Source organism: Azospirillum sp. TSH100, from assembly GCF_004923295.1.
GTDB lineage: Bacteria > Pseudomonadota > Alphaproteobacteria > Azospirillales > Azospirillaceae > Azospirillum.
Genome location: NZ_CP039634.1, coordinates 2,323,163 through 2,344,544, shown reverse-complemented (window position 1 = coordinate 2,344,544; position 21,382 = coordinate 2,323,163). Strand labels below are relative to the sequence as shown.

The following is a 21,382-nucleotide window of genomic DNA, read 5'->3' as shown; positions in this document are numbered from 1 at the left end:
CCCTCTCCACACGGGAGGGGGAGTTTCTCTTTGTCACTTGTCGGCCTTCTTCTGATCCTCGGCGGCCTCGCGGGCCATCTCCTCGCCGATCTTCGGATCGATGCTCTTGGCCTCCTCGATCAGGTCGCGCGCCTTGCGGGCGTCGCCATCGGCGGCCTTGTCCAGGGCCTGCTCGGCCAGATCGTGGGCCTTCTTGTGCTCGGGGCTGTCTTCGTGGCGGATGGCCATGGGTCGTTCTCCTCTGGCTTGGGCATTGAGAAACCGGACCTTGTCCAACAGGAGTTGCCGGCCGGGGTTCCGCTCCCCGCACTGCACAAAAATTTTTTGGAAGCGGCGGAATAGGGAAGTGGGTTTGCCCGTTTGTGCGGATGTCCGGTGGCGAACCGCCACCCTGCAACAGGGCACGCGAACTCCCCATGAGCAACCCGAAGACCTCGATCCGGCGCGCCGCCATGGCCGCCGCCGTGCTGGCCGTGACCGCCGGCCAAGCGTCCTTCTGGTCCTGGCGCAACGCGCCGACGCCGGTGGAAGCGGAGCCCGGTCGCATCGAATCCGTGTCCTATTCGCCCTCGGGCCGCAATTACGACCCCAACCACCAGCCGGTGGTGCCGCGCAAGGACATCGAGCGGGACATGACCGCCATCGCCGGCTTCGCCGATGGCGTGCGTACCTACTCGACGCTCGGCTCGCAGGGTGAGGTGCCGGAGATCGCGGTGTCCAAGGGGCTGGACGTCACGCTCGGCATCTGGCTGAGCAAGGACAAGTCCCGGAATGAGCGGGAGGTGCTGCACGGCATCGCGCTGGCCAAGGAATTCCGCGGCATCAAGCGTATCGTCGTCGGCAACGAGACGCTGCTGCGTGCGGACTTGACCGACGCCGAACTGGCCTCCTACATCAAGCGTGTCCGTGCCGCCGTCCCGGCCACCATCAAGGTCGGCACCGCCGACGTGTGGTCGGAGATGGTCAAGGCCGACGCCACGGTGAAGGCGTCCGACTTCATGGGCGTGCATGTTCTGCCCTACTGGGAAGGCGTGCCGGTGTCCGACGCGCTGACCTGGATCCGCGACCGGCTCGATACCGTGCGCAAGGCCCATCCGGGCAAGCCGCTGTTTGTCGGCGAGGTCGGCTGGCCGTCGGGCGGCGAGAATTTCCACGACGCCTACCCGACGCCGGAGGCCCAGGCGGCCGTGGTTCGTGGCTTCGCCGCGGAAGCGAATGCGCTCGGCCTGCATTACAACGTCGTCGAGGCCTTCGACGGCATCTGGAAGTCGACCATCGAAGGCTCGCCCGGCCCGACCTGGGGCGTGCTGGACGCAGATCGTCAGCCGAAATGGTCGATGACCGGCGCCGTCGCCGCCCCCTATGGCGAGCGGGTGGGGGCGGGCGTCGCCATCGCTGTCGGCCTCGCCCTGTCGGCCTTCGCCGTGTTCCGCCGCCGGACCAATGCCGGCTTTGCGCTCGCCGCCTCGCTGGGTGCCAACATCATCGGCTTCGCCATCGGTTCTGCCGTCGCCGGCGCCTTCTCCGAGTACCTGACCTTCGGTGCGGTCACCACCTGGGGCTCCGCCTTCGCGCTGGGCACCCTGATGATGAGCGTCGCCTTCGCCGATCTGGTGGATGTCGCCCGCCGGCTGCTGACCGGCCGCGCCCCGGCCCTGCTGCCGCATGCCGTGCCCGGCAACGACCACAAGCCGATGGTCTCCATCCACGTCGCCGCCTGCCGTGAGCAGCCGGACGTGCTGAACGCCACGCTGGCCTCGCTGTCGCGGCTCGACTATCCGAACTATGAGGTCGTCGTCCTGATCAACAACACCGAGGAGGAGCATCTGGTCCGCCCGGTGGAGGAGATGTGCCGGGCGCTGGGTCCGAAGTTCAAGTTCCACTGGTACAGGAGGATCTCCGGCTTCAAGGCCGGCGCCCTGAACGCCGCGCTGCGCCACACCGGTCCGTCGGCCGAGATCGTCGCTGTGCTGGACGCCGACTACACCGTGTCGCCCGACTGGCTGTCGAAGCTGGCCCCGACCTTCGCCGACCCCGCAGTCGGCATCGTCCAGGCCCCGCAGGAACACCGTGACGGCCATGAGACGGCGCTGAAGTCGGCGATGACCGCCGAGTACCGTCCCTTCTTCGACGTCGGCATGCAGGAAGGCGTGTCGTCCCAGGCCTTCATCTGCCACGGCACGATGATCATGCTGCGCCGCTCGGCGATGGATCAGGTCGGTGGCTGGTCGGAAGCCGGCATCTGCGAGGACACCGAACTGGGGCTGCGCATCCTGTCGGCCGGCTATCGCGCTGCCTACACCGACGAACGGCTGGGCGCCGGTCTGGCCCCGGACAACTTCATGCAGTTCCGCAAGCAGCGTGACCGCTGGGTATTCGGCTCCACGCAGATCGTCCGCGCCCACTGGAAGAAGTTCCTGCCGGGTGCGGCCGAACTGAGCGCGCGGCAGAAGCTGGGCTACGTCATCAACTGGATCCGCTGGTGGTCCGATGCCGTCGGTCTGTTCGCCGCCGCTGCTGCCGTGGTCTGGACCTTTGCCTCGCTGGTTCTGCCGCTGCACCTGCCACCGGTTGCCGCCACCGCCGCTGTTTTGGGTGCCCTGGTGCTGCGTGCCGGTTCCAGCCTGCTGGCCTCGCGCTATGCCTCGGGCAACAGCTGGAAGGAAAGCCTGGGTGCCTGCGCCATCGGCATGGCACTGTCCACCACCGTCGCCCTGGCCGTTGTCCGCGGTCTGGTCCGCAAGCACGACGCTTTCCGGGTGACCGCCAAGGGTGGCAAGCGCACCGCCGGCCGCTTCTGCGCCAAGCCGGAAGCCTGGCTGTCGGCCGCTCTGGTCGCCGCCTCTGCCACCGCCGCGCTGGTCAACCCGCTGGGCACCCAGTCTCTGGAACTGTGGTCGGTGCTTCTCGCCGCCATGGCGGTGCCGAACCTGATGGCCGTCGCCTTCGGCATCGGTGACATGCTGCCGGTCCGCGATACCAAGCCGGCACCGGTTCCCGCCACCCAGCAGGCCAATCAGTCCGGCCAGGAGCAGGGGGCGAACCACCCGGTCGCCGCGTAACGCCTCGGCGCCTCTCTCAGCGTTGCATGCAAAAGTCGGCCCCTTTTCCGCTCGTACGGCGGGGAAGGGGCCGACTTTTTTGGGGGTATAGACGCTTTTCTCACCAAGGTGAAACTTGTCGGCAACAGCGCTTCGTGCCTACCATCGATGCCTCATATGCACGAGACGCGCGGACCAACGCGCCGAGCCATCTCTGGAGGGAAAACGCCATGCACGTCGTGAAAGCGTCCGACCAGTCCCCGCCTTCGCTGCTGTCCGACGACAACCGGGGCCGTCTTGAAAACTGGCTCGCCCTGCAGGCCGGCGCATCCCGGGTCACAGTGACGGAGGATGGACGTCTGGGCGGTGGTGCGATCTCCCTGAATTTGGCGGTCACACTGGATATCTGCGGCGGGCCGCTGGCCGGGCGCCATGCCTGCGTGCTGCGGGCCGAGGGCGGCGGGCGCATCTCGGCCAGCATCGGCAAGCTGCGGGAGTTCGTCGTGCTGCGCGCCGCCTTCGCCGCCGGGGTGATGGCGCCGGAGCCGCTGTTTGGTTGCGACGATCCGGCAGTGCTGGGCCATGACTTCTACATCATGCGGCGGGCCGAAGGGCTGGGGGCCGGGCATGCGGTGACGCGGTCCGATGCGGCGCAGCCGGAACTGGCGCGCGAGCTTGGCCGCCAGCTTGGGCTGCTGCACCGGATCACGCCTGAGACCGAAGGGTTGGAACGGCTGGCCGAGGCGCCGGAATGTCCGGCTCAGGAGACGCTGGCACAGTACCGTCGCTGGTTCGGCGACCTTGGGCGCCGTGATCCGGTGATCGCCTGGGGGCTGCGCTGGCTGGATGTCAACGCGCCGTTGCCGGGGGCGGTGGTGCTGTGCCACCGCGATTTCCGCACGGGCAATTATCTGGTCAAGGACGGCGCGCTCACCGCGATCCTGGATTGGGAGTTCGCCGGATTCAGCGACCCGATGGAGGATCTGGGGTGGTTCTGCGCCCGCTCCTGGCGCTTCCGCCGGCCGGACCGCGAGGCGGGCGGCATCGCCGACCGGGCGGATTTCTATGCCGGCTATGAGGAGACCTCCGGCCGCCGCGTCGATCCGGCACGCGTCGCCTATTGGGAAACGGCGGCCTATCTGCGCTGGGCGGCGATTGCGGTGGAGCAGGGGCTTCGCCACAGCTCCGGCGCCGAGCGGTCGCTGGAACTGGCGCTAACCGGACGCATGCTGCCGGAAATCGAGATGGACATGCTGCGTCATCTGCGGTCCATCAGCGGTATGGTAGTCGGTGGCATGGCGTCGGGCAGCGTGGAAAAGGTGGCCTGATGCGCGCGAATCCCGATGCCCGCGGCCTGCTGGAGATTGCCGCCACCACCTTTCGTGCCGACGTTCTTCCGCATGTGGCGCCGGAAGCCCGCTTCGCCGCCCTGATGGTCGCCAATGCCTTGGAGATCGCCGAGCGTGAATTGAAGGGACTGGATGCCGCCGGCCATTCGATGCTCGGCGCACTTTCCTTGCTCTATGGCGAGGATGCCGACGACGGGTTGTCCGGCGAGGATCTTCGCAAGCGGGTGGAGGCCTTGCAGCACCGCCTGTGCATCGAGATTGCCGCCGGCGATTTCGACACCGAAGGGCAGGACGTGCTGATGGATTCGCTGGATGCCATCGTCAAGGCCCGGCTGGGGATCTCGAACCCGAAAGCGCTGGGGTAGGCAGGCTGAGGGCGGGGGGTATGATAGGTAGCCCGGCGCCCTGATCAGCCCCTGAGCGCCTTCCGTCCGCGCTTAACCTCATACATGGCGGCATCGGCCTTTCGCAGCGCGGCGTCGACGTTGACAGCACGCGGATCGGCGGCGGTGGGGCCAAAGCTCGCTCCGGAATAATGCAACGTGATTCCTCGAAGCCGGTAATTGCCGATCAGCAGCGGTGCCAGACGGTTGCACATCGCCCGAGCTGCCGCTTGGCTTTCGGCCTCCCCGGCAGGACCCAGGCCGGTGATGATGAATTCGTCGCCACCGAAGCGCCCAAGGATGTCGCCTGTCCGGAGACCGGTGGACAAGCGTTTGCCGACCTCAATGAGAAACGCGTCGCCGACCTCGTGGCCGTGACGGTCGTTGATCGCCTTGAAGCCATCCAGATCGACGAAGGCGATCAGAACCGTTTGCCCCGTCGCCTCGGCGTCGGCGAACAGGCGATCCATCTCCTTCAGAAGGAAGCGGCGGTTGGGCAATCCGGTCAGCACGTCGGTGAAGGAGTGTGCCTCCAGCGCGCTGTTGACCGATTGCAGGCTCTTCAGAAGCTGCTCCCGCTCGACATGCAGACCGATGAGCGAGGAGAAGAGGCGGAGAACCTGCTCCCCTTTCGGGGTCAGCGGCTTGCGTTCTGAACCGGCCGCGCACAGCGTTCCGAAGAGAGTGCCGTCATTCAGTCTGACCGGGGTACTGACATAGGTCTGGATGCCGAGCGTTTTGGCGGCATCGCAGTCGCCCCACAGGGTCGGCACATCGTCGGTATAGAATTTCCCCTCATCCAATGCGCGCTTGCAGAGGGTGCCTTCCCAGGGAACGGCGAGCCCTTCGGGAATCCTCATCGTTTTGGTGTTGTAGGAGAACAGAACCTTCTGTACGCCCAAATCCGGATCGACGCAGGTCAGATAGGTCGCCTCCAGTTCCGTCACCGCCTCCAGCAGGCTCAGCAGGGGACGTGTGAGGTCCTCGACTGAGCGGGCGGAAGAGAGTGTTTCCGAAATATCGGAGAAGAACTTATCTGACATGAAAGGTTCCGCCGGATACACGTAAAGATCGTCGGTCGAGGCATTGACGCGGTGTCTAGTGGAGTTGATCTTCAGTCGAGTTGACCGGACCTGCTCCGCAAGGCGCATCAGCTTCATTCTCCAAATAGGTCCAAATAGGATAGTGCCATAACCTATTGCGATGCTCAAGATAGAGGTGCCAAGCGAATGTTTCATCGATCTCTGGATGATTTTCTTGGCCCAATACTCCCGTATCCGGTTGTGACGGGGACGCGCTCGGCAAGCGGAAGCCCGGTACCGGTGATGTTTCCTATTGTGAATAGCGCTCAGCCCACGCTCGACAGACGGGGGCGTTGCGGCCATATAATCGGTTCCCGTTCCGTACCCCTCCTCTGATCGGATCGCCGCCCCATGGCAAGCCCTGTCCTGTCCGCCATTCCTGCGAGGCCGCTCGCGAAGCTGGAAGCCGGAAAACAGTTCGTCATCTCGTCGGAGTTCACGCCTTCGGGCGACCAGCCGAATGCGATCGCGGAACTGACCGCCGGCCTGCGCCAGGGTGAGAAGGATCAGGTGCTGCTGGGCGTCACCGGGTCGGGCAAGACCTTCACGATGGCACACGTCATCCAGACGGTGCAGCGGCCGACGTTGATCCTGGCGCCCAACAAGACCCTGGCGGCACAGCTGTATGGCGAGATGAAGTCGTTCTTCCCGAACAACGCGGTGGAATACTTCGTCTCCTACTACGACTATTACCAGCCGGAGGCCTACGTTCCGCGTACCGACACCTACATCGAGAAGGAATCCTCGATCAACGAGCAGATCGATCGTATGCGCCACTCGGCGACGCGGGCTCTGCTGGAGCGTGACGACGTCATCATCGTGGCGTCGGTGTCCTGCATCTACGGCATTGGTTCGGTCGAGACCTATTCGGAGATGACCGTCGATCTGCGCAAGGGCGAAGTGATCGCCCAACCGGAGCTTCTGCGCAAGCTGACGGAGCTTCAATACAAGCGCAACGACGCCGCCTTCGGCCGCGGTCTGTTCCGCGTGCGCGGCGATACGGTGGAACTGTTTCCGGCCCACATGGAAGACCGGGCGTGGCGCATCTCGCTGTTCGGCGACGAGATCGAGGGCATTCATGAGATCGATCCGCTGACCGGGGAGAAGCTGGCGGCGCTGGAGGCGGTGCGCGTCTATCCGAACAGCCACTATGTGACGCCAAAGCCGACGCTGAATCAGGCGATCAGCCAGATCAAGAAGGATCTGAAGGACCGGTTGGAGGAGTTCGCCGCCGAGGGCAAGCTGCTGGAGGCACAACGGCTGGAACAGCGCACCACCTTCGACATCGAGATGATGGCGGCCACCGGCTCCTGCGCCGGCATCGAGAATTACTCCCGCTATCTGACCGGCCGCGCGCCGGGCGAACCGCCGCCGACCCTGTTCGAGTACCTGCCGGGTGACGCGCTGCTGATTGTCGACGAAAGCCACGTCATGGTGCCGCAGATCGGCGGTATGTACCGCGGCGACCTGATGCGGAAGTCAACGCTGTCCGACTATGGCTTCCGCCTGCCCAGCGCCAAGGACAACCGCCCGCTGAAGTTCGAGGAGTGGGAGGGCATGCGGCCGCAGACGGTCTTCGTATCCGCCACCCCCGGCCCATGGGAAATGGAGCGCACCGGCGGCGTCTTCACCGAACAGCTGGTCCGCCCGACCGGCCTGATCGATCCGCCGGTGATCATCCGCCCGACCGAGACCCAGGTCGACGACCTGATCGGCGAGTGCAAGGAGGTGGTCGCCAAGGGCTATCGGGTGCTGGTCACCACCCTGACCAAGAAGATGGCGGAGGCGCTGACCGAATACATGCACGAGGCGGGCCTGCGCGTGCGCTACATCCACTCCGACGTGGAGACGCTGGAGCGCATCGAGATCATCCGCGACCTGCGGCTCGGCGCCTACGACGTGCTGGTCGGCATCAACCTGCTGCGCGAGGGTTTGGACATCCCGGAATGCGCTCTGGTGGCGATCCTGGACGCCGACAAGGAAGGCTATCTGCGCAGCAAAACCTCGCTGATCCAGACCATCGGCCGTGCGGCGCGCAACGTCGACGGACGGGCGATCCTCTACGCCGACAAGATCACCGACAGCATGAAATACGCCATCGATGAGACGGCCCGCCGCCGTGAAAAGCAGATGGCCTATAATCTGGAACACGGCATCACGCCGGAGTCGGTAAAGAAGGCGATCGGCGACATCCTGGAAAGCGTGTTCGAGCGTGGCGACCACGTGACGGTGAAGACGGGCCTGAACGCCAATGAGCTGGTCGGGCATAACCTGAAGAGTGTCATCGCCGATCTGGAAAAGCGCATGCGCGCCGCCGCCGCCGATCTGGAATTCGAGGAGGCCGCCCGCCTGCGCGACGAACTTCGCCGGCTGGAGGCGATGGATCTGGGGCTGGAAACTCCCGGCAGCATCGGCATCAGCAGCGCCCGCCAGGGGCGCGGCATCCCTGAAGGGGCGCCGAAGAAGCAGGGCCGTCGCCGCCGCGGTCCCTGACCTGCGCCCCTTGTCGTCGTCAGGTTGCATCACCATACTTCCGCTTCCCGTAGCGTGACGCGGGATTGCAAAAAGGGGTGTGGGGTGTTTTTTCGTCGTGTCGTGATGGTGCCGCTGATCGCGCTGGCGCTGTGGGGCGTCGGTGGCGGATCGGCATCCATCGCCAAGACGGCGGACGCCCAATCCGCGGCGAAACCGAAGGCGGTGGCGGAACTCCCGCCACCCTCGCCGAAGATCAAACCCGGTGCCAAATCCGGTGATTGTGAACTGGCCGAGCAGGGCGATGCCGATGCCGCCTTCCGGCTGGCCCGTCGCTATCTGTTCGGCAAGGGTGTTCGCAAGGACCGGCGGCTCGGCACCGCCTGGCTGCGCGCGGCCGCGTCGCGTGGGCATCCGGAGGCGCGGCGGCTGGTCAATTACGTTCCCGGCCGCATGGGGCGCATCCGTCCCTGGTGCCGTCCCGGCGGCGGTCCGGTGCGCGAAGTCGGGCCACCGCCGTCCGAGGTGGTGGCGTTGGTCAATTCCATCGCGCCGAAATACGGCCTCGATCCGGCGTTGGTGCTGGCTGTGATCCAGGCGGAAAGCGCCTTCCGCACCGACGCGGTCTCGCCAAAGGATGCCGCCGGCCTGATGCAGTTGATCCCTGACACGGCCGACCGCTTCAGCGTCGGCGATGTCTTTGATCCCAAGCAGAACATTACCGGCGGGGTGAAGTATCTGCGTTGGCTTCTGGCCTATTTCCAGGGTGACGTGACCTTGGCGCTGGCCGGCTACAATGCCGGGGAGGGGGCGGTCGACCGCTACAAGGGCGTGCCGCCCTATGACGAGACGCGCAACTACGTCCGCATCATCCGCCGCATCTATGACAACACCCGCCATCCCTTCGATGCGTCGGTGACGGAGCCGTCATCGGCGATGCCGGCCATTCGTGCTGCGGTGGAAGGTGCTGTCGAGGCGGAGTTGCCTCGCGCCGGCAAATCGCCGAAAAAGGGATAGTCTGATCCAGCCTCAACAGGAGTGCCCGCCCGTGCCGATGTCCGAACGCAGCGTCCTCGGCCTCAGCGCCGCCGGGTTCCACAAGATTGCCTATACCCAGTGGGGACGGGACGATGCCGCACGGACGGCGGTCTGCGTGCATGGACTGACGCGCAATGGCCGTGATTTCGACCGGCTGGCTTTGGGGCTGGCAGATCGCTGGCGCGTCGCCTGCCCGGACGTCGTCGGGCGCGGGCGCAGCGACTGGCTTCCGGTGCCGGCGCTCTACGGCTATCCGCAATATTGTTCCGACATGGTGGCGCTGATCGCCCGCATGGGGGTGGATGCGGTGGACTGGGTCGGCACCTCGATGGGCGGACTGATCGGCATGACGCTGGCGGCGCAGGCCAACAGTCCGATCCGCCGCATGGTCATCAACGATGTCGGCCCCTTCATCGCCCAGGCCGGCCTGCAGCGGATCGCCGATTATGTCGGGAAGGACCCGGTGTTCGAGGATCTGCCGGCGCTGGAATCCTACCTGCGCTTCGTCCTGATGGGATTCGGCACGATCAGCGACGAATGCTGGCGCCATATGGCGGAGCACAGTGCGCGGCCGCTGCCCGATGGTCGCTTCCGACTGGCTTACGATCCGGCAATCGGCGATGCCTTCAAGACCGCGCCGATCGGTGATGTCGATCTGTGGGCGCTGTGGGACCGTGTGCACTGCCCGGTGCTGGTGCTGCGCGGCGCGGATTCCGATCTTCTCAGTGCCGAGACGGCGGCACGGATGGCGGAACGGGGACCGGGGGCGGCCGGTTTGGTGCGGGTGGTGGAAATCCCCAACATCGGCCACGCCCCGTCGCTGATGACGGACGAACAGATCTCCATCGTCCGCAGCTTCCTGGCTGAGGGCTGACCGTCCTCCGAAGGGGGCGGATCAGTTCACCCGGCGCAGCACCGTGTCCAGCCGGCCATGGCCGTCCTTGTCCAGCCAACTGGCGGCGACACGGCCATCCGGGCGCAGACGGTAGCGCAGGATGTTGCGGCCCTTCTCGTCAAAGACGAGCTCACCACTCTCGATCCGGCCCTTGCGGCGGACCCGTTCGGCGGGCTGGTCGGCTTCCATGCCGGCACCCAGCACATAATCGGCGTAGACGGCGTCACCTTCCGCCTTCTCCACCGACAGGGCGACCTCGCGCCCGTTGATGTAGCTGCCGTACCACATGCCCATATAAGGGCGCAGCGCGGTGGTGGCGTCGTTGCCCTTGGCGGAGCCCGAGGCGTTGCCGGGCAGGGCAGCCTGAAGCATCTCCGCACTCGGGCTGCGGCCCCAGGATTCGTCGCAGGGTGGGTCGTTTGGTGTCGGCGGTTCCTCGGCGAAGCGGACGATGCAGGCGCCGAAGCGGCGGACGAACAGCCCTGTGTTGGCGGCGCCATGGCCGGTCAGCAGCGACGGCTGGTCAACGATCAGGCTGCCGAGCCCGCGCTGGCTCAGGATGCTGCGGGCCGGTTCGGCGCGCCCGCCCGGATCAAAGTCGTCGCCATGAAAGAAGAACATCATCACCCGGGCCCGGCGCACCTCGCGCAGGATCGGCCAGAGCTGCGCGGCGTTCTCGCGGTAGCTGTCGAAGGCTTCGGTGAAGTTGCCGAAGGCGGCCGGCGCGGTGGCGACGACGGCGTCGATGGCATTGGTCTGGCCGGCGGCGATCAGGGAGATGAAGGCGCCGAAGGACTGACCGGTCAGGGCGACCCGGCGATAGCCCTTGGCCTTCAGCGTCTCCGAATAGCCGGCCAGCGCGCGGGAGCTGTTGGGCAGAGTGTCGCTGACCCGCATGCGGTCCAGCCGGTAGACGTCCCAGCCTGCGTCGCGCAGGGCCTTCATGTAGAGCGGGGTGGGGGCCTCTGAATCTTCGGAGTCCACCGAGCGGCCATGGCTCCACACCACGGCACCGCGCGCCTTGGCCGGGCCGGCCAGCGATGCCTCGCCATAGGCGGACTTCAGAACGATCTGTGCCGTTGCCGGGTGGGCGACCGTCAGGCCCCCGGCAACAGCCAGTCCGATCGTCGCGACCAGTCCGAGAACCATCCCCCGAATCGTCCGCCCCATGCCCAGCGATCCCCCCTGTACTGCGAGTCGCTTCAGGATTGCCGCGGTTCGTTAACGCGACCTTTCCACGATTTTCAGTGTCACGATCGACCGTTTTTTGTCACAAGCGCAGGCGCAAATAAGAATGACTCGCAATTAGGAGCGATAGGCGCTACGATGTCTCTGCAACCGGATGAAGGAGCATCGGCATGTGCGGGACGGTGGAAGAGGGGCGGCCCTCGCCCTGGACGGTGGCGGATCTGACAACCGCCGAACGGGCGCTGCTGACCGGCGTGCGTCAGTGGTTTCGCGCCGGCACTGCCGGGGCGATGGCGTCGATGCGCATCGGGCTGAATGTGGCGGGGGTGCCGAACACCGCGTTGCTGCCGCTGTTCGCTCTGCTCGGTACCTTCGCGGTGGCCGGAGCCCGCCGGCCGGAGATCCGATGCCCAGCCTGCAACCGGATCAGTGCCGATGAGGCCGCCTTGCTTGATTCCTTGGCCGCCGTGCAGGGTGGCGATGCGGAGGTGGCAGCGCAACTGTTCGACCGCTGGCTTCCGCCGGTGGCGCTGTGCATGGCGACCGATGCCATGGGCGAATTGGGCGGGATCCTGGATGGTGCCCGTATCTTCCTGCCGCGTCGCCGGGCGGCGCGACTGGTTTCTCCCGCAAGCGGTGTGGCCATGGTCGATGTGGCAATGGCGGCGGAATAAGGATCAGTCGGTGGCGAGATTCATCCGGCTGGTGGTGTTTGACGCCGTGCCGGTGGCGTCGTTGTCTTTGGACAGTCGCTTGTGCAGAAGCCACTGGTCGATGGCGACGCGGACCAGCCGGCCTTCCGGCGTGTGGTAGAGAAATTGCCCGCGCTCCCGTCCGCAATGCTGGTAACCCAGCCGTTCATAGAAGGGCAGGACGCCGGCATTGTCGCGGTCAACGCCCAGTTCAGCGTAAGGAACACCGCGCTGGATCACCACCCGCTCGGCTGCCCGGAGCAGCCGGGCGCCGATGCCGAGCCCGCGAAAGGGCTGGAACACCCGCAAGGCCCATAGGGTGGCGCGGCCGCTTGGCCGCTTGCGCAGAAAATCGATGCAGATCTGCCCGACTGGGAAGCCATTCGCGTCGGCCAGCAGCATGGCGCCGTCCCCCCGTTCCTGGAGGCGGAAGGCGCCGGCAATGATCTCGCGATGAGGGGTGTGCAGGCCGTACCATTCCAGCGTCGTCAGATCCTCCTGTCGTGCCTGACGAACGGTCAGCGGCAGCGCGAGCGTCGCGCAATCACCATTTTCGCCATAGCCGCCTTCTGCCGCTTCCGAGCCGGAGCGGTCGTTTGTGGGCGTGCCATAAATGTCGGCGCGGCGCCGCGCTGTTGCCATGATGCCGATGCCTCGCAGGTTCTTTCCCGCAACATGCCGCCGATCGGGGGACGGCCTCCATTGACAACCCTACACGGTATGCGGACGTTCCCACGTGGCGCGGTCGGGATAAGGCTTTCGGCCAGGTGGTCCTGTCTCGTTCTCGGCATAAAATAAAATTTTACTATAAATAATATTATCTCGGAAGGCAGAGTGTTTGCATTGAAGATTCACTCGAAGATGAAGTTTTCCATGAAATCTGCGCTTGGTTTAGTGGCAGATGTCTTGTTGACGTCTGGGAATGGTCTTTGCTAAGTCTCCCCGAAGAGATCACGTGGCTATCTTTGGAAAGAATAAGATAAATTTCCCTAAAATGCACTATACGGGGCGGGGTGAAATCATGATGAGAATCGTCAATCTGGGACGTACTGGGCTTTTCGTGGCGATGCGCGGCGGTGTCCTGGCCAGTCTCGGTGGCCGCAGCCATTGGCGTAGCGCCGATGATGTTCGCCTTGCGGCTCAGGCGGAAAATATCCCGATCTGTGATCTGGTGGTGCGCACGCTGCCATAATCGGTCGCATCACGGCAGATCCTGAATCGGAAAGGGCGCGTTCCAGGGAGCGCGCCCTTTCCGATTCAGGATGATGCTGGGCGGATCAGCCGGCGCGGACGCGGGCCAGGAAGCGTTCGACTTCGGCTTTCAGGGTACCGGACTGGCGCGACAACTCGTTGGTCGCCTCCAGAACCTGCCGCGCCTCTTCGCCAGCATTGGCGGCCGATGCATTCACCGCGGTGATGGTCTCGCTCACCTCGCGGGTGCCGATCGAGGCTTGCTGCACATTGCGGGCGATCTCCGTCGTGGCGGCACCTTGCTCTTCCATGGCGGTGGCGATCGAGGTGGAAATCTCGTTGATACGGGCAATGGTGCCGGAGATGGAGCGGATGGCCCCGACAGCCTCCTGGGTCGCCCCCTGGACGGCGCCGATCTGCGAATTGATCTCTTCCGTCGCCTTAGCGGTCTGATTGGCGAGGCTCTTCACCTCGCTGGCGACGACGGCGAAGCCCTTGCCCGCTTCGCCGGCCCGCGCCGCTTCGATTGTGGCGTTCAGCGCCAGCAGGTTGGTCTGGCTTGCGATGTCGTGGATCAATTTCACCACCTGTCCGATGCGGCTGGCCGCATCGGCGAGACCCTGAACGGTGGCGTTGGTCCGCTCCGCTTCCGTCATCGCGGCGTTGGCGATCGACGCCGACTGGGTCACCTGCTGACTGATCTCTCCGATGGAGGCAGTCAGTTCTTCCGCCGCCGCGGCAACGGTCTGGATGTTGACCGATGCCTCTTCCGCAGCGGCGGCGACCTGGGTCGATTGTTCGCTGGTGACTTCCGCCGTGCGGCTCATCGCCTGGGCGGTTCCCTGAAGCTGCTCGGCGGCGCTCGCCACCGCCTGCACCACGCCCTTGACCTCGCGCTCGAAGCTGTCGGCGGTGCTGCCCAGTTCCCGTGCGATGATCGCGGCGGTGTTCAAGTCGATATAGACGGAGGTGGCGAGGTCCATATCCAGAAACACCGCCTTGTTGATGGCCTGGAGAAGCTGCGACAGCTTTTCCGGCTTCTTGCGGTGGACCTGGGTTGCCAAGTCGATCAGCTTGTTCAGGGTGAAGCAGTAGGCGCCGGTGTACCAGCGCGGCTCAAGCCCGATGCGCTGGTGAGTCTGGCCGATCTTCAGGACTTGATTAACATAGGCCTCGTCGAAGGTGCCGGTGAAGACGTTGCGCAGCCAATGCTGCTTCTGCAGGTCGCGGGCGCGGCCGGTCACCGCCGGGTTGGCCAACATTGGCGCCACCTGAGGCACCGTGCGCAGGTAGCCGTAGAACTCCTCCAGAATCTGATCGATCCGCTGCGCCAGATAGGGTTGGAACTCCCGCAATGTTGCCTTCGTCGCCTCGTCAATGCGCAGGAAGGTGATGCGGTCGATGATCGATTGCGTCTGGGCAGCGTGCGACATGGAGCCCCTCTCCCATTTGAACTATAACGAGCGTACTAAGTATTGGCGAAAATGCAATATTTCCTGCGGGCCGCACATCATGCGCAGGCATCTGTATCTTTGCATCGGTCACTTTGTCGCACGGCATAAAAAATCAGCAATAAAAAGAACAGTTTGCAAGTCGTATGGAGTGAATACCGCACAGTCCGGGAAACAAAAGGCCGGCGGAGCCATGGGCGCCGCCGGCATTGAGGTGACAGGTCTGGAGGCAACAGACGGGCAAACGGCCCGTGGGAACAATGCGGGGCACGGCCAAGCCGGTCCCGCACAGGTCCCGCCGGCTGCCATGGCCGCCAGCGGGAGAACAGGGTGGATCAGGCCACCATTGGTGTCACCGGGCGGCGCAGGGCCTGCGCGGCGCTCAGAACCGCCTTCTGGAGCTTTTCGAAGGCCCGAACCTCGATTTGGCGTACCCGTTCGCGCGACACCGAGAATTGCTGGCTCAGCGCTTCCAGGGTCGAAGGGTCGTCCTTCAAGCGGCGTTCGAACAGGATGCGGCGTTCACGGGCGTCCAGCCGGTCCAGCGCCTGCCCGACCAACCGGCGGCGCAGCGCAAGTTCGTCGGCCTCGGCAAGCATGGTGTCCTGGGTTGGCCGGTCGTCGGCCAACAGCTCCAGCCAGTTGGTTTCGCCATCGGTCGAAAGCGTTGCGTCGAGCGAGCTGTCGTTGGCGGCGAGGCGGCGGTTCATTTCGACCACCTCTGTCTCGGGCACGTCCAGCTCGGCGGCGATGGTCGCTACCGTCTCCGGCGACAGGTCGCCCTGTTCCAGTTCGGCCATCTGGCTTTTCAGGCGGCGCAGGTTGAAGAACAGCTTCTTCTGGGCGGCGGTCGTGCCCATCTTAACGAGCGACCAGCTGTGCAGGATGTATTCCTGGATCGCGGCGCGGATCCACCAGGTGGCGTAAGTGGCGAAACGGAAGCCGCGCTGCGGATCGAATTTCTGGGCGGCCTGCATCAGGCCGACATTGCCTTCGGCGACGAGATCGACCAGCGGCAGGCCATAGCCGCCGAAGCCACGGGCGATCTTGATCACGAGACGGAGATGGCTGCCCACGAGCTGTTCCAGGGCCTGCGGGTTCCCGCGTTCCCGCCAGGCGATGGCGAGATCCCGCTCGACATCCGGCGCGAGGATGGGGAAGCGCTTGGACTCCTCAATGTAGCGGGTCAGGCTGGCGTTTTCACCGGTCAGCAGTTTCTTCAGCACGTGATTGCCTCCTCTCCAACGCTTCCCGGGCAGCCTCATTTCAAAGGCCGGCCCGGTCGGGGCCCATGGCGGGGATCGCCCTAGAGGCGATGATCCATTGGCGGACGCAGGAATATCGTCCGTCTCTTCGGCTCTGGCTGGTCTTGGTTTGTAATGGGTTTGTAATTGGGTTGGTATTTCGCCTGGCGCCTTAAGGAACTGCGTCCTTATGACAATGCTAATGTGGCCGCAGAAATGCGACGGATCAACCCTGTAAAGGGCGTGTTCCGGGTGTTTTTCGGCGTATACCCAGGCTCTTCTTCCACCCGCACCGGCAGTCCGGAGGAGGAGGCATTCCTATGACCCCTGACCTTCGGCCGGGTGACTTCCGGGCGAGCGGTTCTTCCCCAATCGGTCGGCCGTGATTCCGACCGGCCGACATCGCTATGCCGCATCCGCGAAACCGATCGGAGGCAGCCAAGTCCCCGGTCGACCGGGATAGCGGGAGGCGACTATGCCTCTGCGACGAGGAAGGTGATAGGACCGCCCGTGGTCCCTCAACCATACCGGAACCCTAGATGGGAAGGCCGAGCCGCTTCACCACTCGAACATTGGTCATAGGACGTTGAGGGGGGCCAGGGTACCCCGGGCGGAGTGCGGTGGATTGCGACGGCGAGCCGAGATGCGGATGTCGGATAAAGAAAAAGGCGCGTCCCAAAGGACGCGCCTTGTCGATCAGCGAAGCGAAGGCTCTCACTCGGCCGCCGCACGCTTGCGGCCAAGCCCGAGCTTGGTCGCCATTTCAGAACGCGCCTTGGCGTAATTCGGGGCAACCATCGGGTATTCCGGCGGCAGGCCCCACTTGGCGCGGTATTCGTCCGGCGTCATGTCGTAGACGGTCTTCAGATGCCGCTTCAGCATCTTCAGCTTCTTCCCGTCCTCCAGGCAGACGATGTATTCCGGCGTGACCGACTTCTTGATCGCGACGGCCGGAACCAGTTCGGCCTTGGCCGGGGCCGGCTTCTCATCGCCCAGGCTGCGGAAGGCGACCTGGACGCTGTTGATCAGCGTGGGCAGATCCTGGACAGGCACCGAGTTGTTGCCGACATAGGCGGCAACGACCTTGGCGGTCAGAGACTGCAGTTCGGTTTGATCGATGGTCATGGCTGCGCTCCCCGTAGGACGTGGTTACGGGCTGCTCAGCCGTTCACCAGATCGCGCAGCTGCTTGGCCGGCTTGAACTTCGGAGCCTTGGAGGCGGCGATCGCCACCACTTCGCCGGTGCGCGGGTTGCGGCCTTCACGGGCGGCGCGCTCGGCCACCTCGAAGATGCCGAAACCGGCCAGGCGCACATCTTCGCCGCGGCCCAGCGCGCCGGAGATGCCCTCGAACACAGCCTGAACGACCTTGGCCGCGTCGGCCTTCTTGATGCCGGCGTTGGTGGCGACGGTTTCGATCAGCTCGGCCTGGTTCATGCAAAACTCCATTTGTTCGGTTTGGTTTCGGTTTTTCGGAGTTATTGGCAGAACGGCACCATCCGCACAAGAGCGAACACAGATTGGGCAACCGATGGTGTTTTTCTTGCGCGTCATTCGTTCGCCATCTGTGGCGTCGCTGCATCAAGTGCCGAGTCCCGATGGCATTTCGTTTGGAATCACCGCAGTTTTCCAGGGCTTCGGCATCCCGGTGGCGCTGTTGCACCTGCGACTCGCAAAGGCCAGCGATAGGGGCAAACCGACTTTTTTGCTTCCGCAGAAGCATGCGCTGTTTGTCCCGATCTTGACCCCGGCCTGGGCGACACCATCTGGCAGGAAGTTCGGGTCCGGGCCCCTCTGACGATCGAGGCGTCGGTCGTGATGTCGGAACCGCTTGATCTCTCCGCTAACGCAGCGTCATCAAGTGGGTTTTGCGATGGATGTTTTGCTTTCTATGGTTTTCCTCGAATTTTTGGGAAAACCTGTCTGGATTTGGTTGATCTTTGTCAGCATCGTGCTGACTCTTCTGGTGCTCGATCTGGGTGTTCTCAACCGCAAGGACCATGTCATCGGCGTCGGCGAAAGCCTGAAACTCTCGGCCTTCTACATCGCGGTCGCTCTGCTGTTCGGCGGTTGGGTCTGGTGGTCGATGGGCGGGGAAGCCAGCTTGCAGTATTACACGGGCTTCTTCGTCGAAAAGAGCTTGTCACTTGACAATGTCTTCGTCATATCGCTGATTTTCAGCTATTTCGCCGTGCCGCGTGAATTGCAGCACCGGGTGTTGTTCTGGGGCATCCTGGGCGTCATCGTTCTGCGCGGCCTGATGATCGGCGCCGGCGCGGCGCTGGTTTCCGAGTTTCACTGGATCCTCTACGTCTTTGGTGCCTTCCTGCTGCTGACCGGCATCAAGATGCTGTTCGCCAAGGATGAGGAGACCAACATCGGCGACAATGCGGCGTTGCGGTTCCTGAAGCGCCATATCCGGGTCACCGACCGGTTCCATGGCCATCACTTCATCGTCAAGCAGCCGGTGGGCGACAGCGGCGTCATGCGCTGGACGGCCACGCCGCTGCTGCTGGCGCTGATCATGGTGGAACTGGCTGATCTGGTGTTCGCTGTCGACAGCGTGCCGGCGATCTTTGCCATCACCACCGACCCGTATCTCGTCTACACCAGCAACATCTTTGCCATCCTGGGCCTGCGTGCGCTGTATTTCGCCCTGGCGGCGATGGTTCATCGCTTCCGTTATCTGAAGTACGCCCTGGCCCTGGTTCTGGTGTTCATCGGCGGCAAGATCTTCTACACGCAGGTCTTCGGCAAGCCCGATCCCCTGATCGCGCTGGGCGTCACCTTCGCCCTGATCGGCGGCGGCGTGCTGGTCTCGCTGTGGAAGACCAGCCGGGAGACCAAGACGGCGGCTGCCGAGTGAACAGGTTTTTTGAGAGGGAGGGGGCGGCAAAGGGTGCCGCCCCTTTTCCGTTTCAGAAACCCAGCGTCGCCAGTTCAGCGATGCTTTGCCCGGCACTGCGGTGGAGGATGAAGCGGCCGCCAGCCGCTTCCCACGGATCGCGGGCCTTCTCGCGGTCGTCGACCAGAATGGCGCCGGGTATGGCATAGCGTGCCTTGTCGCGTGCCATGCAGGTGATGACCGGCACGTCGGCCCCCAGCATGCGGGCAACCCAGCGTTTTTTCTGCTCCGGTGCCCAGCTGCCCAGCGGCAGACCGGTCAGGATGGTCGGGCGGTGTGGTGCGCAGAAGGCCCAAAGCTCCTGCGCGTCGTGCATGAACTCCAGCGTGCCGAAGAAATCGCTGTGGCGGGACAGTGCCCGCCACATCTCCTTCATTGGCAGCTGTTCCGGCCGCTTGCCGGTGACTGCAACGACGCCGCGGTCGAAATCGGCAAGCACGCCGTCAAGGTCGAGGAACAGCTTCGCCGGCACCTCAGGCTCCGCTCAGTTCCGTCCGCTCGCGGAACTCGTCGAGAGCCTGCGGGTTGGACAGCGCCTCCGTGTTCTTGATCGGCCGGCCGTGGACCGCATCGCGCACTGCCAGTTCTGTGATCTTGCCGGAGCGCGTGCGCGGGATGTCGGTGACCTGCACGATCTTCGCCGGGACATGGCGCGGGGAGCAGTTGTCCTTGATCCGCTTGCGGATCGTTCCCGCCAGAGCCTCGTCCAGTGTCATGCCCTCGCGCAGGACGACGAACAGCACGACGCGCACGTCGCCGTCCCATTCCTGGCCGATGCAGACCGCTTCCATGATTTCCGGCAGCTGTTCGACCTGGCGGTAGATCTCCGCAGTGCCGATGCGTACGCCGCCAGGGTTCAGCACCGCGTCGGAGCGGCCATAGATCACCCAGCCGCCATGTTCGGTCTGCTCGATGAAGTCGCCATGAACCCAGACGTTGGGGAAGCGGTCGAAATAGGCGGAGCGGTATTTCGAGCCGTCCGGATCGGCCCAGAAGCCGATCGGCATGCTGGGGAAGGGGCGGGTGCATACCAACTCGCCCTTCTCGCCGCGGACGGCGTGGGCGTTGTCGTCGAAGGCCTCCACCGCCATACCAAGGCCGCGCGTCTGGATCTCGCCCTTCCAAACCGGGGAGATCGGGTTGCCCAGCACGAAGCAGGACATGATGTCGGTGCCGCCGCTGATCGAGGCGAGGTGGACATCCTGCTTGATCGAACGATAGACGAACTCGAAATTCTCCGGCATCAGCGGCGAGCCGGTGGAGGTCAGGGTGCGGACGCTGGCGAGGGAATGGGTCTTCACCGGCTCCAACCCCGACTTCTCCAGCGACTGGATGAACTTGGCCGAGGTGCCGAATAGGGTCACCTGCTCCGCATCGGCGTAATCGAACAGGATGTGGCCGGTCGGCGCGAAAGGCGAACCGTCATAGAGCACCAGAGTGGTGCCGCTGGCGAGACCGGTCACAAGCCAGTTCCACATCATCCAGCCGCAGGTGGTGAAGTAGAACAGCCGGTCGCCGCGCTTCAGGTCGCAGTGCAGCCGGTGTTCCTTGACATGCTGGAGCAGCGTGCCGCCGGTGCCGTGGACGATGCATTTCGGCTTTCCGGTGGTGCCGGAGGAATAGAGGATGAACAGCGGATGGTCGAAGGCGACCCGCTCGAAGGTCGGCTCGGCCGCCGGGTAGGGCGCCATGAAGTCCTGGAAGCCGACGGCACCGGGAATGGCCGAAAGATTGGGCGCCTTGTCGACATAGGGCACGATGACGGTGGCGACGACGGTCGGCAGGTCCTTCAGAACCTCGGCCACCTTGGCGCGGACGTCGTGGCTCTTCCCGTTGTACCAGTAGGCGTCGGGAGCGAAGACCACTTTCGGCTCGATCTGGCCGAAGCGGTCGGTGATGCCCTGGATGCCGAAATCGGGCGAGCAGGAGGACCACACCGCGCCAAGGCTGGTGGTGGCGATCATCGCCGCCAGTGTTTCCGGCATGTTCGGCATGATGGCGGCAACGCGGTCGCCCTTGCCGACGCCCTTGGCCTTCAACGCCTGCTGCAGGCGGGAGACGGTGGCCTTCAGTTCCGCCCCGCTCCAGCGGTACTTCACCTTGTCCTCGCCCCAGAAGACGACGGCGTTGTCGTTCAGCGCGCCGGCCAGCAGGTTTTCGGCATAGCTGAGGCGGGACTCCGGGAACCAGCGGGCACCCGGCATCTTCTCGCCGTCCAGCAGGTCGACGGCGCCGAGGTCTCCGGTCAGCCCAGCCCATTCCCACAGGAAACGCCAGAACCGCTCCTTCTCCGCGATCGACCAGTTGTAGAGCGCGTCGTAATCGTCCAGCCGCAGTCCGAAGCGCGCATTCGCCGCCTCGCGGAAGGCGGTCAGGTTGGCCTGCGCGATGCGTTCCTCACTCGGGCTCCACAGCGGAATGTCCATTCTCGGTTCCCTCAGCGTCTCGTTTT

Annotated in this window: 19 protein-coding genes; 9 read left to right on the top strand and 10 right to left on the bottom strand. The window is 64.5% G+C overall.

All coding sequences use genetic code 11. From position 1 onward, the window contains the following. Positions 1-33: 33 nt before the first annotated feature. On the bottom strand, positions 34-228 hold the full coding sequence (locus tag E6C72_RS11095; protein WP_109085543.1) for a hypothetical protein: 195 nt from the start codon (positions 226-228) through the stop codon (positions 34-36). A 188-nt stretch (positions 229-416) separates the two neighbouring features. On the opposite strand from E6C72_RS11095, the gene E6C72_RS11090 reads away from it, so the two are divergent. From E6C72_RS11090 to E6C72_RS11080, 3 genes are all read left to right on the top strand, one after another. Then, entirely contained in the window at positions 417-3,062 is a 2,646-nt protein-coding gene (locus E6C72_RS11090) for a glycosyltransferase (protein WP_109085542.1), read from the top strand. A 209-nt stretch (positions 3,063-3,271) separates the two neighbouring features. After that, positions 3,272-4,369, top strand: a complete 1,098-nt coding sequence (locus E6C72_RS11085; RefSeq protein WP_109085541.1) for a phosphotransferase family protein — start codon at positions 3,272-3,274, stop codon at positions 4,367-4,369. Then, entirely contained in the window at positions 4,369-4,755 is a 387-nt protein-coding gene (locus E6C72_RS11080) for a DUF6285 domain-containing protein (RefSeq protein ID WP_109085540.1), read from the top strand. The genes E6C72_RS11085 and E6C72_RS11080 overlap by 1 nt, the downstream gene beginning before the upstream one ends. Before the next feature lie 44 nt (positions 4,756-4,799). Here E6C72_RS11080 and E6C72_RS11075 read toward each other — a convergent pair whose 3' ends face one another. Continuing rightward, positions 4,800-5,933, bottom strand: coding sequence for a sensor domain-containing diguanylate cyclase (locus E6C72_RS11075; RefSeq protein WP_247875669.1), 1,134 nt, complete (start codon positions 5,931-5,933; stop codon positions 4,800-4,802). Positions 5,934-6,206: 273 nt separating this feature from the next. On the opposite strand from E6C72_RS11075, the gene uvrB reads away from it, so the two are divergent. The 3 genes from uvrB (at position 6,207) to E6C72_RS11060 (ending at position 10,239) form a co-directional block, all read left to right on the top strand. Then, on the top strand, positions 6,207-8,348 hold the full coding sequence (gene uvrB, locus E6C72_RS11070) for an excinuclease ABC subunit UvrB (RefSeq protein WP_109085538.1): 2,142 nt from the start codon (positions 6,207-6,209) through the stop codon (positions 8,346-8,348). An 84-nt stretch (positions 8,349-8,432) separates the two neighbouring features. Continuing rightward, positions 8,433-9,344 (top strand): lytic transglycosylase domain-containing protein, encoded by a 912-nt coding sequence (locus E6C72_RS11065; protein WP_247875668.1) that lies wholly within the window; start codon positions 8,433-8,435, stop codon positions 9,342-9,344. 37 nt (positions 9,345-9,381) lie between these two features. Continuing rightward, positions 9,382-10,239 carry an alpha/beta fold hydrolase gene (locus E6C72_RS11060; protein ID WP_169055196.1) on the top strand — a complete coding sequence of 286 codons (858 nt, stop codon included), beginning with the start codon at positions 9,382-9,384 and terminating at the stop codon, positions 10,237-10,239. 21 nt (positions 10,240-10,260) lie between these two features. Here the strand turns inward: E6C72_RS11060 and E6C72_RS11055 are convergent, their stop codons facing one another. Continuing rightward, positions 10,261-11,409, bottom strand: coding sequence for an alpha/beta hydrolase (locus tag E6C72_RS11055; RefSeq protein WP_247875667.1), 1,149 nt, complete (start codon positions 11,407-11,409; stop codon positions 10,261-10,263). A 209-nt stretch (positions 11,410-11,618) separates the two neighbouring features. Here E6C72_RS11055 and E6C72_RS11050 point away from each other — a divergent pair, with 209 nt between their 5' ends. Next, positions 11,619-12,122: a hypothetical protein gene (locus E6C72_RS11050; RefSeq protein WP_109085534.1), complete on the top strand. Its 504-nt coding sequence runs from the start codon at positions 11,619-11,621 to the stop codon at positions 12,120-12,122. A 3-nt stretch (positions 12,123-12,125) separates the two neighbouring features. Here E6C72_RS11050 and E6C72_RS11045 read toward each other — a convergent pair whose 3' ends face one another. After that, positions 12,126-12,782, bottom strand: a complete 657-nt coding sequence (locus E6C72_RS11045) for a GNAT family N-acetyltransferase (protein WP_109085533.1) — start codon at positions 12,780-12,782, stop codon at positions 12,126-12,128. A gap of 313 nt (positions 12,783-13,095) precedes the next feature. On the opposite strand from E6C72_RS11045, the gene E6C72_RS11040 reads away from it, so the two are divergent. Further along, positions 13,096-13,332 (top strand): hypothetical protein, encoded by a 237-nt coding sequence (locus tag E6C72_RS11040; RefSeq protein ID WP_136700724.1) that lies wholly within the window; start codon positions 13,096-13,098, stop codon positions 13,330-13,332. Positions 13,333-13,417: 85 nt separating this feature from the next. Here the strand turns inward: E6C72_RS11040 and E6C72_RS11035 are convergent, their stop codons facing one another. The 4 genes from E6C72_RS11035 to E6C72_RS11020 form a co-directional block, all read right to left on the bottom strand. Next, positions 13,418-14,764: a globin-coupled sensor protein gene (locus tag E6C72_RS11035; protein ID WP_109085531.1), complete on the bottom strand. Its 1,347-nt coding sequence runs from the start codon at positions 14,762-14,764 to the stop codon at positions 13,418-13,420. Between the two features lie 353 nt (positions 14,765-15,117). Further along, positions 15,118-16,008, bottom strand: coding sequence for an RNA polymerase sigma factor RpoH (gene rpoH / locus E6C72_RS11030; RefSeq protein WP_109085530.1), 891 nt, complete (start codon positions 16,006-16,008; stop codon positions 15,118-15,120). Positions 16,009-16,740: 732 nt separating this feature from the next. After that, entirely contained in the window at positions 16,741-17,151 is a 411-nt protein-coding gene (locus tag E6C72_RS11025; protein ID WP_109085529.1) for a MucR family transcriptional regulator, read from the bottom strand. A 35-nt stretch (positions 17,152-17,186) separates the two neighbouring features. Further along, positions 17,187-17,462 carry an HU family DNA-binding protein gene (locus E6C72_RS11020; RefSeq protein ID WP_012974184.1) on the bottom strand — a complete coding sequence of 92 codons (276 nt, stop codon included), beginning with the start codon at positions 17,460-17,462 and terminating at the stop codon, positions 17,187-17,189. 436 nt (positions 17,463-17,898) lie between these two features. Between E6C72_RS11020 and E6C72_RS11015 the strand changes: the two genes are divergently transcribed. After that, a complete protein-coding gene (locus E6C72_RS11015; protein ID WP_109085528.1) occupies positions 17,899-18,891 on the top strand; it encodes a TerC family protein in 993 nt (330 codons plus the stop codon). Between the two features lie 52 nt (positions 18,892-18,943). Here E6C72_RS11015 and E6C72_RS11010 read toward each other — a convergent pair whose 3' ends face one another. Then, a complete protein-coding gene (locus tag E6C72_RS11010) occupies positions 18,944-19,402 on the bottom strand; it encodes a hypothetical protein (RefSeq protein ID WP_109085527.1) in 459 nt (152 codons plus the stop codon). 1 nt (position 19,403) lies between these two features. Next, entirely contained in the window at positions 19,404-21,356 is a 1,953-nt protein-coding gene (locus tag E6C72_RS11005; protein ID WP_109085526.1) for an acetoacetate--CoA ligase, read from the bottom strand. Positions 21,357-21,382: the final 26 nt, after the last annotated feature.

Excerpts from the sequence above, each read along its gene's own strand:
- E6C72_RS11095 (WP_109085543.1), bottom strand. The coding sequence starts at position 228 with ATGGCCATCCGCCACGAAGACAGCCCCGAGCACAAGAAGGCCCACGAT.
- E6C72_RS11090 (WP_109085542.1), top strand. The coding sequence starts at position 417 with ATGAGCAACCCGAAGACCTCGATCCGGCGCGCCGCCATGGCCGCCGCC.
- E6C72_RS11085 (WP_109085541.1), top strand. The coding sequence starts at position 3,272 with ATGCACGTCGTGAAAGCGTCCGACCAGTCCCCGCCTTCGCTGCTGTCC.
- E6C72_RS11080 (WP_109085540.1), top strand. The coding sequence starts at position 4,369 with ATGCGCGCGAATCCCGATGCCCGCGGCCTGCTGGAGATTGCCGCCACC.
- E6C72_RS11075 (WP_247875669.1), bottom strand. The coding sequence starts at position 5,933 with ATGAAGCTGATGCGCCTTGCGGAGCAGGTCCGGTCAACTCGACTGAAG.
- uvrB (WP_109085538.1), top strand. The coding sequence starts at position 6,207 with ATGGCAAGCCCTGTCCTGTCCGCCATTCCTGCGAGGCCGCTCGCGAAG.
- E6C72_RS11060 (WP_169055196.1), top strand. The coding sequence starts at position 9,382 with ATGTCCGAACGCAGCGTCCTCGGCCTCAGCGCCGCCGGGTTCCACAAG.
- E6C72_RS11055 (WP_247875667.1), bottom strand. The coding sequence starts at position 11,409 with ATGGTTCTCGGACTGGTCGCGACGATCGGACTGGCTGTTGCCGGGGGC.
- E6C72_RS11050 (WP_109085534.1), top strand. The coding sequence starts at position 11,619 with ATGTGCGGGACGGTGGAAGAGGGGCGGCCCTCGCCCTGGACGGTGGCG.
- E6C72_RS11045 (WP_109085533.1), bottom strand. The coding sequence starts at position 12,782 with ATGGCAACAGCGCGGCGCCGCGCCGACATTTATGGCACGCCCACAAAC.
- E6C72_RS11035 (WP_109085531.1), bottom strand. The coding sequence starts at position 14,764 with ATGTCGCACGCTGCCCAGACGCAATCGATCATCGACCGCATCACCTTC.
- E6C72_RS11025 (WP_109085529.1), bottom strand. The coding sequence starts at position 17,151 with ATGACCATCGATCAAACCGAACTGCAGTCTCTGACCGCCAAGGTCGTT.
- E6C72_RS11020 (WP_012974184.1), bottom strand. The coding sequence starts at position 17,462 with ATGAACCAGGCCGAGCTGATCGAAACCGTCGCCACCAACGCCGGCATC.
- E6C72_RS11015 (WP_109085528.1), top strand. The coding sequence starts at position 17,899 with ATGGATGTTTTGCTTTCTATGGTTTTCCTCGAATTTTTGGGAAAACCT.
- E6C72_RS11005 (WP_109085526.1), bottom strand. The coding sequence starts at position 21,356 with ATGGACATTCCGCTGTGGAGCCCGAGTGAGGAACGCATCGCGCAGGCC.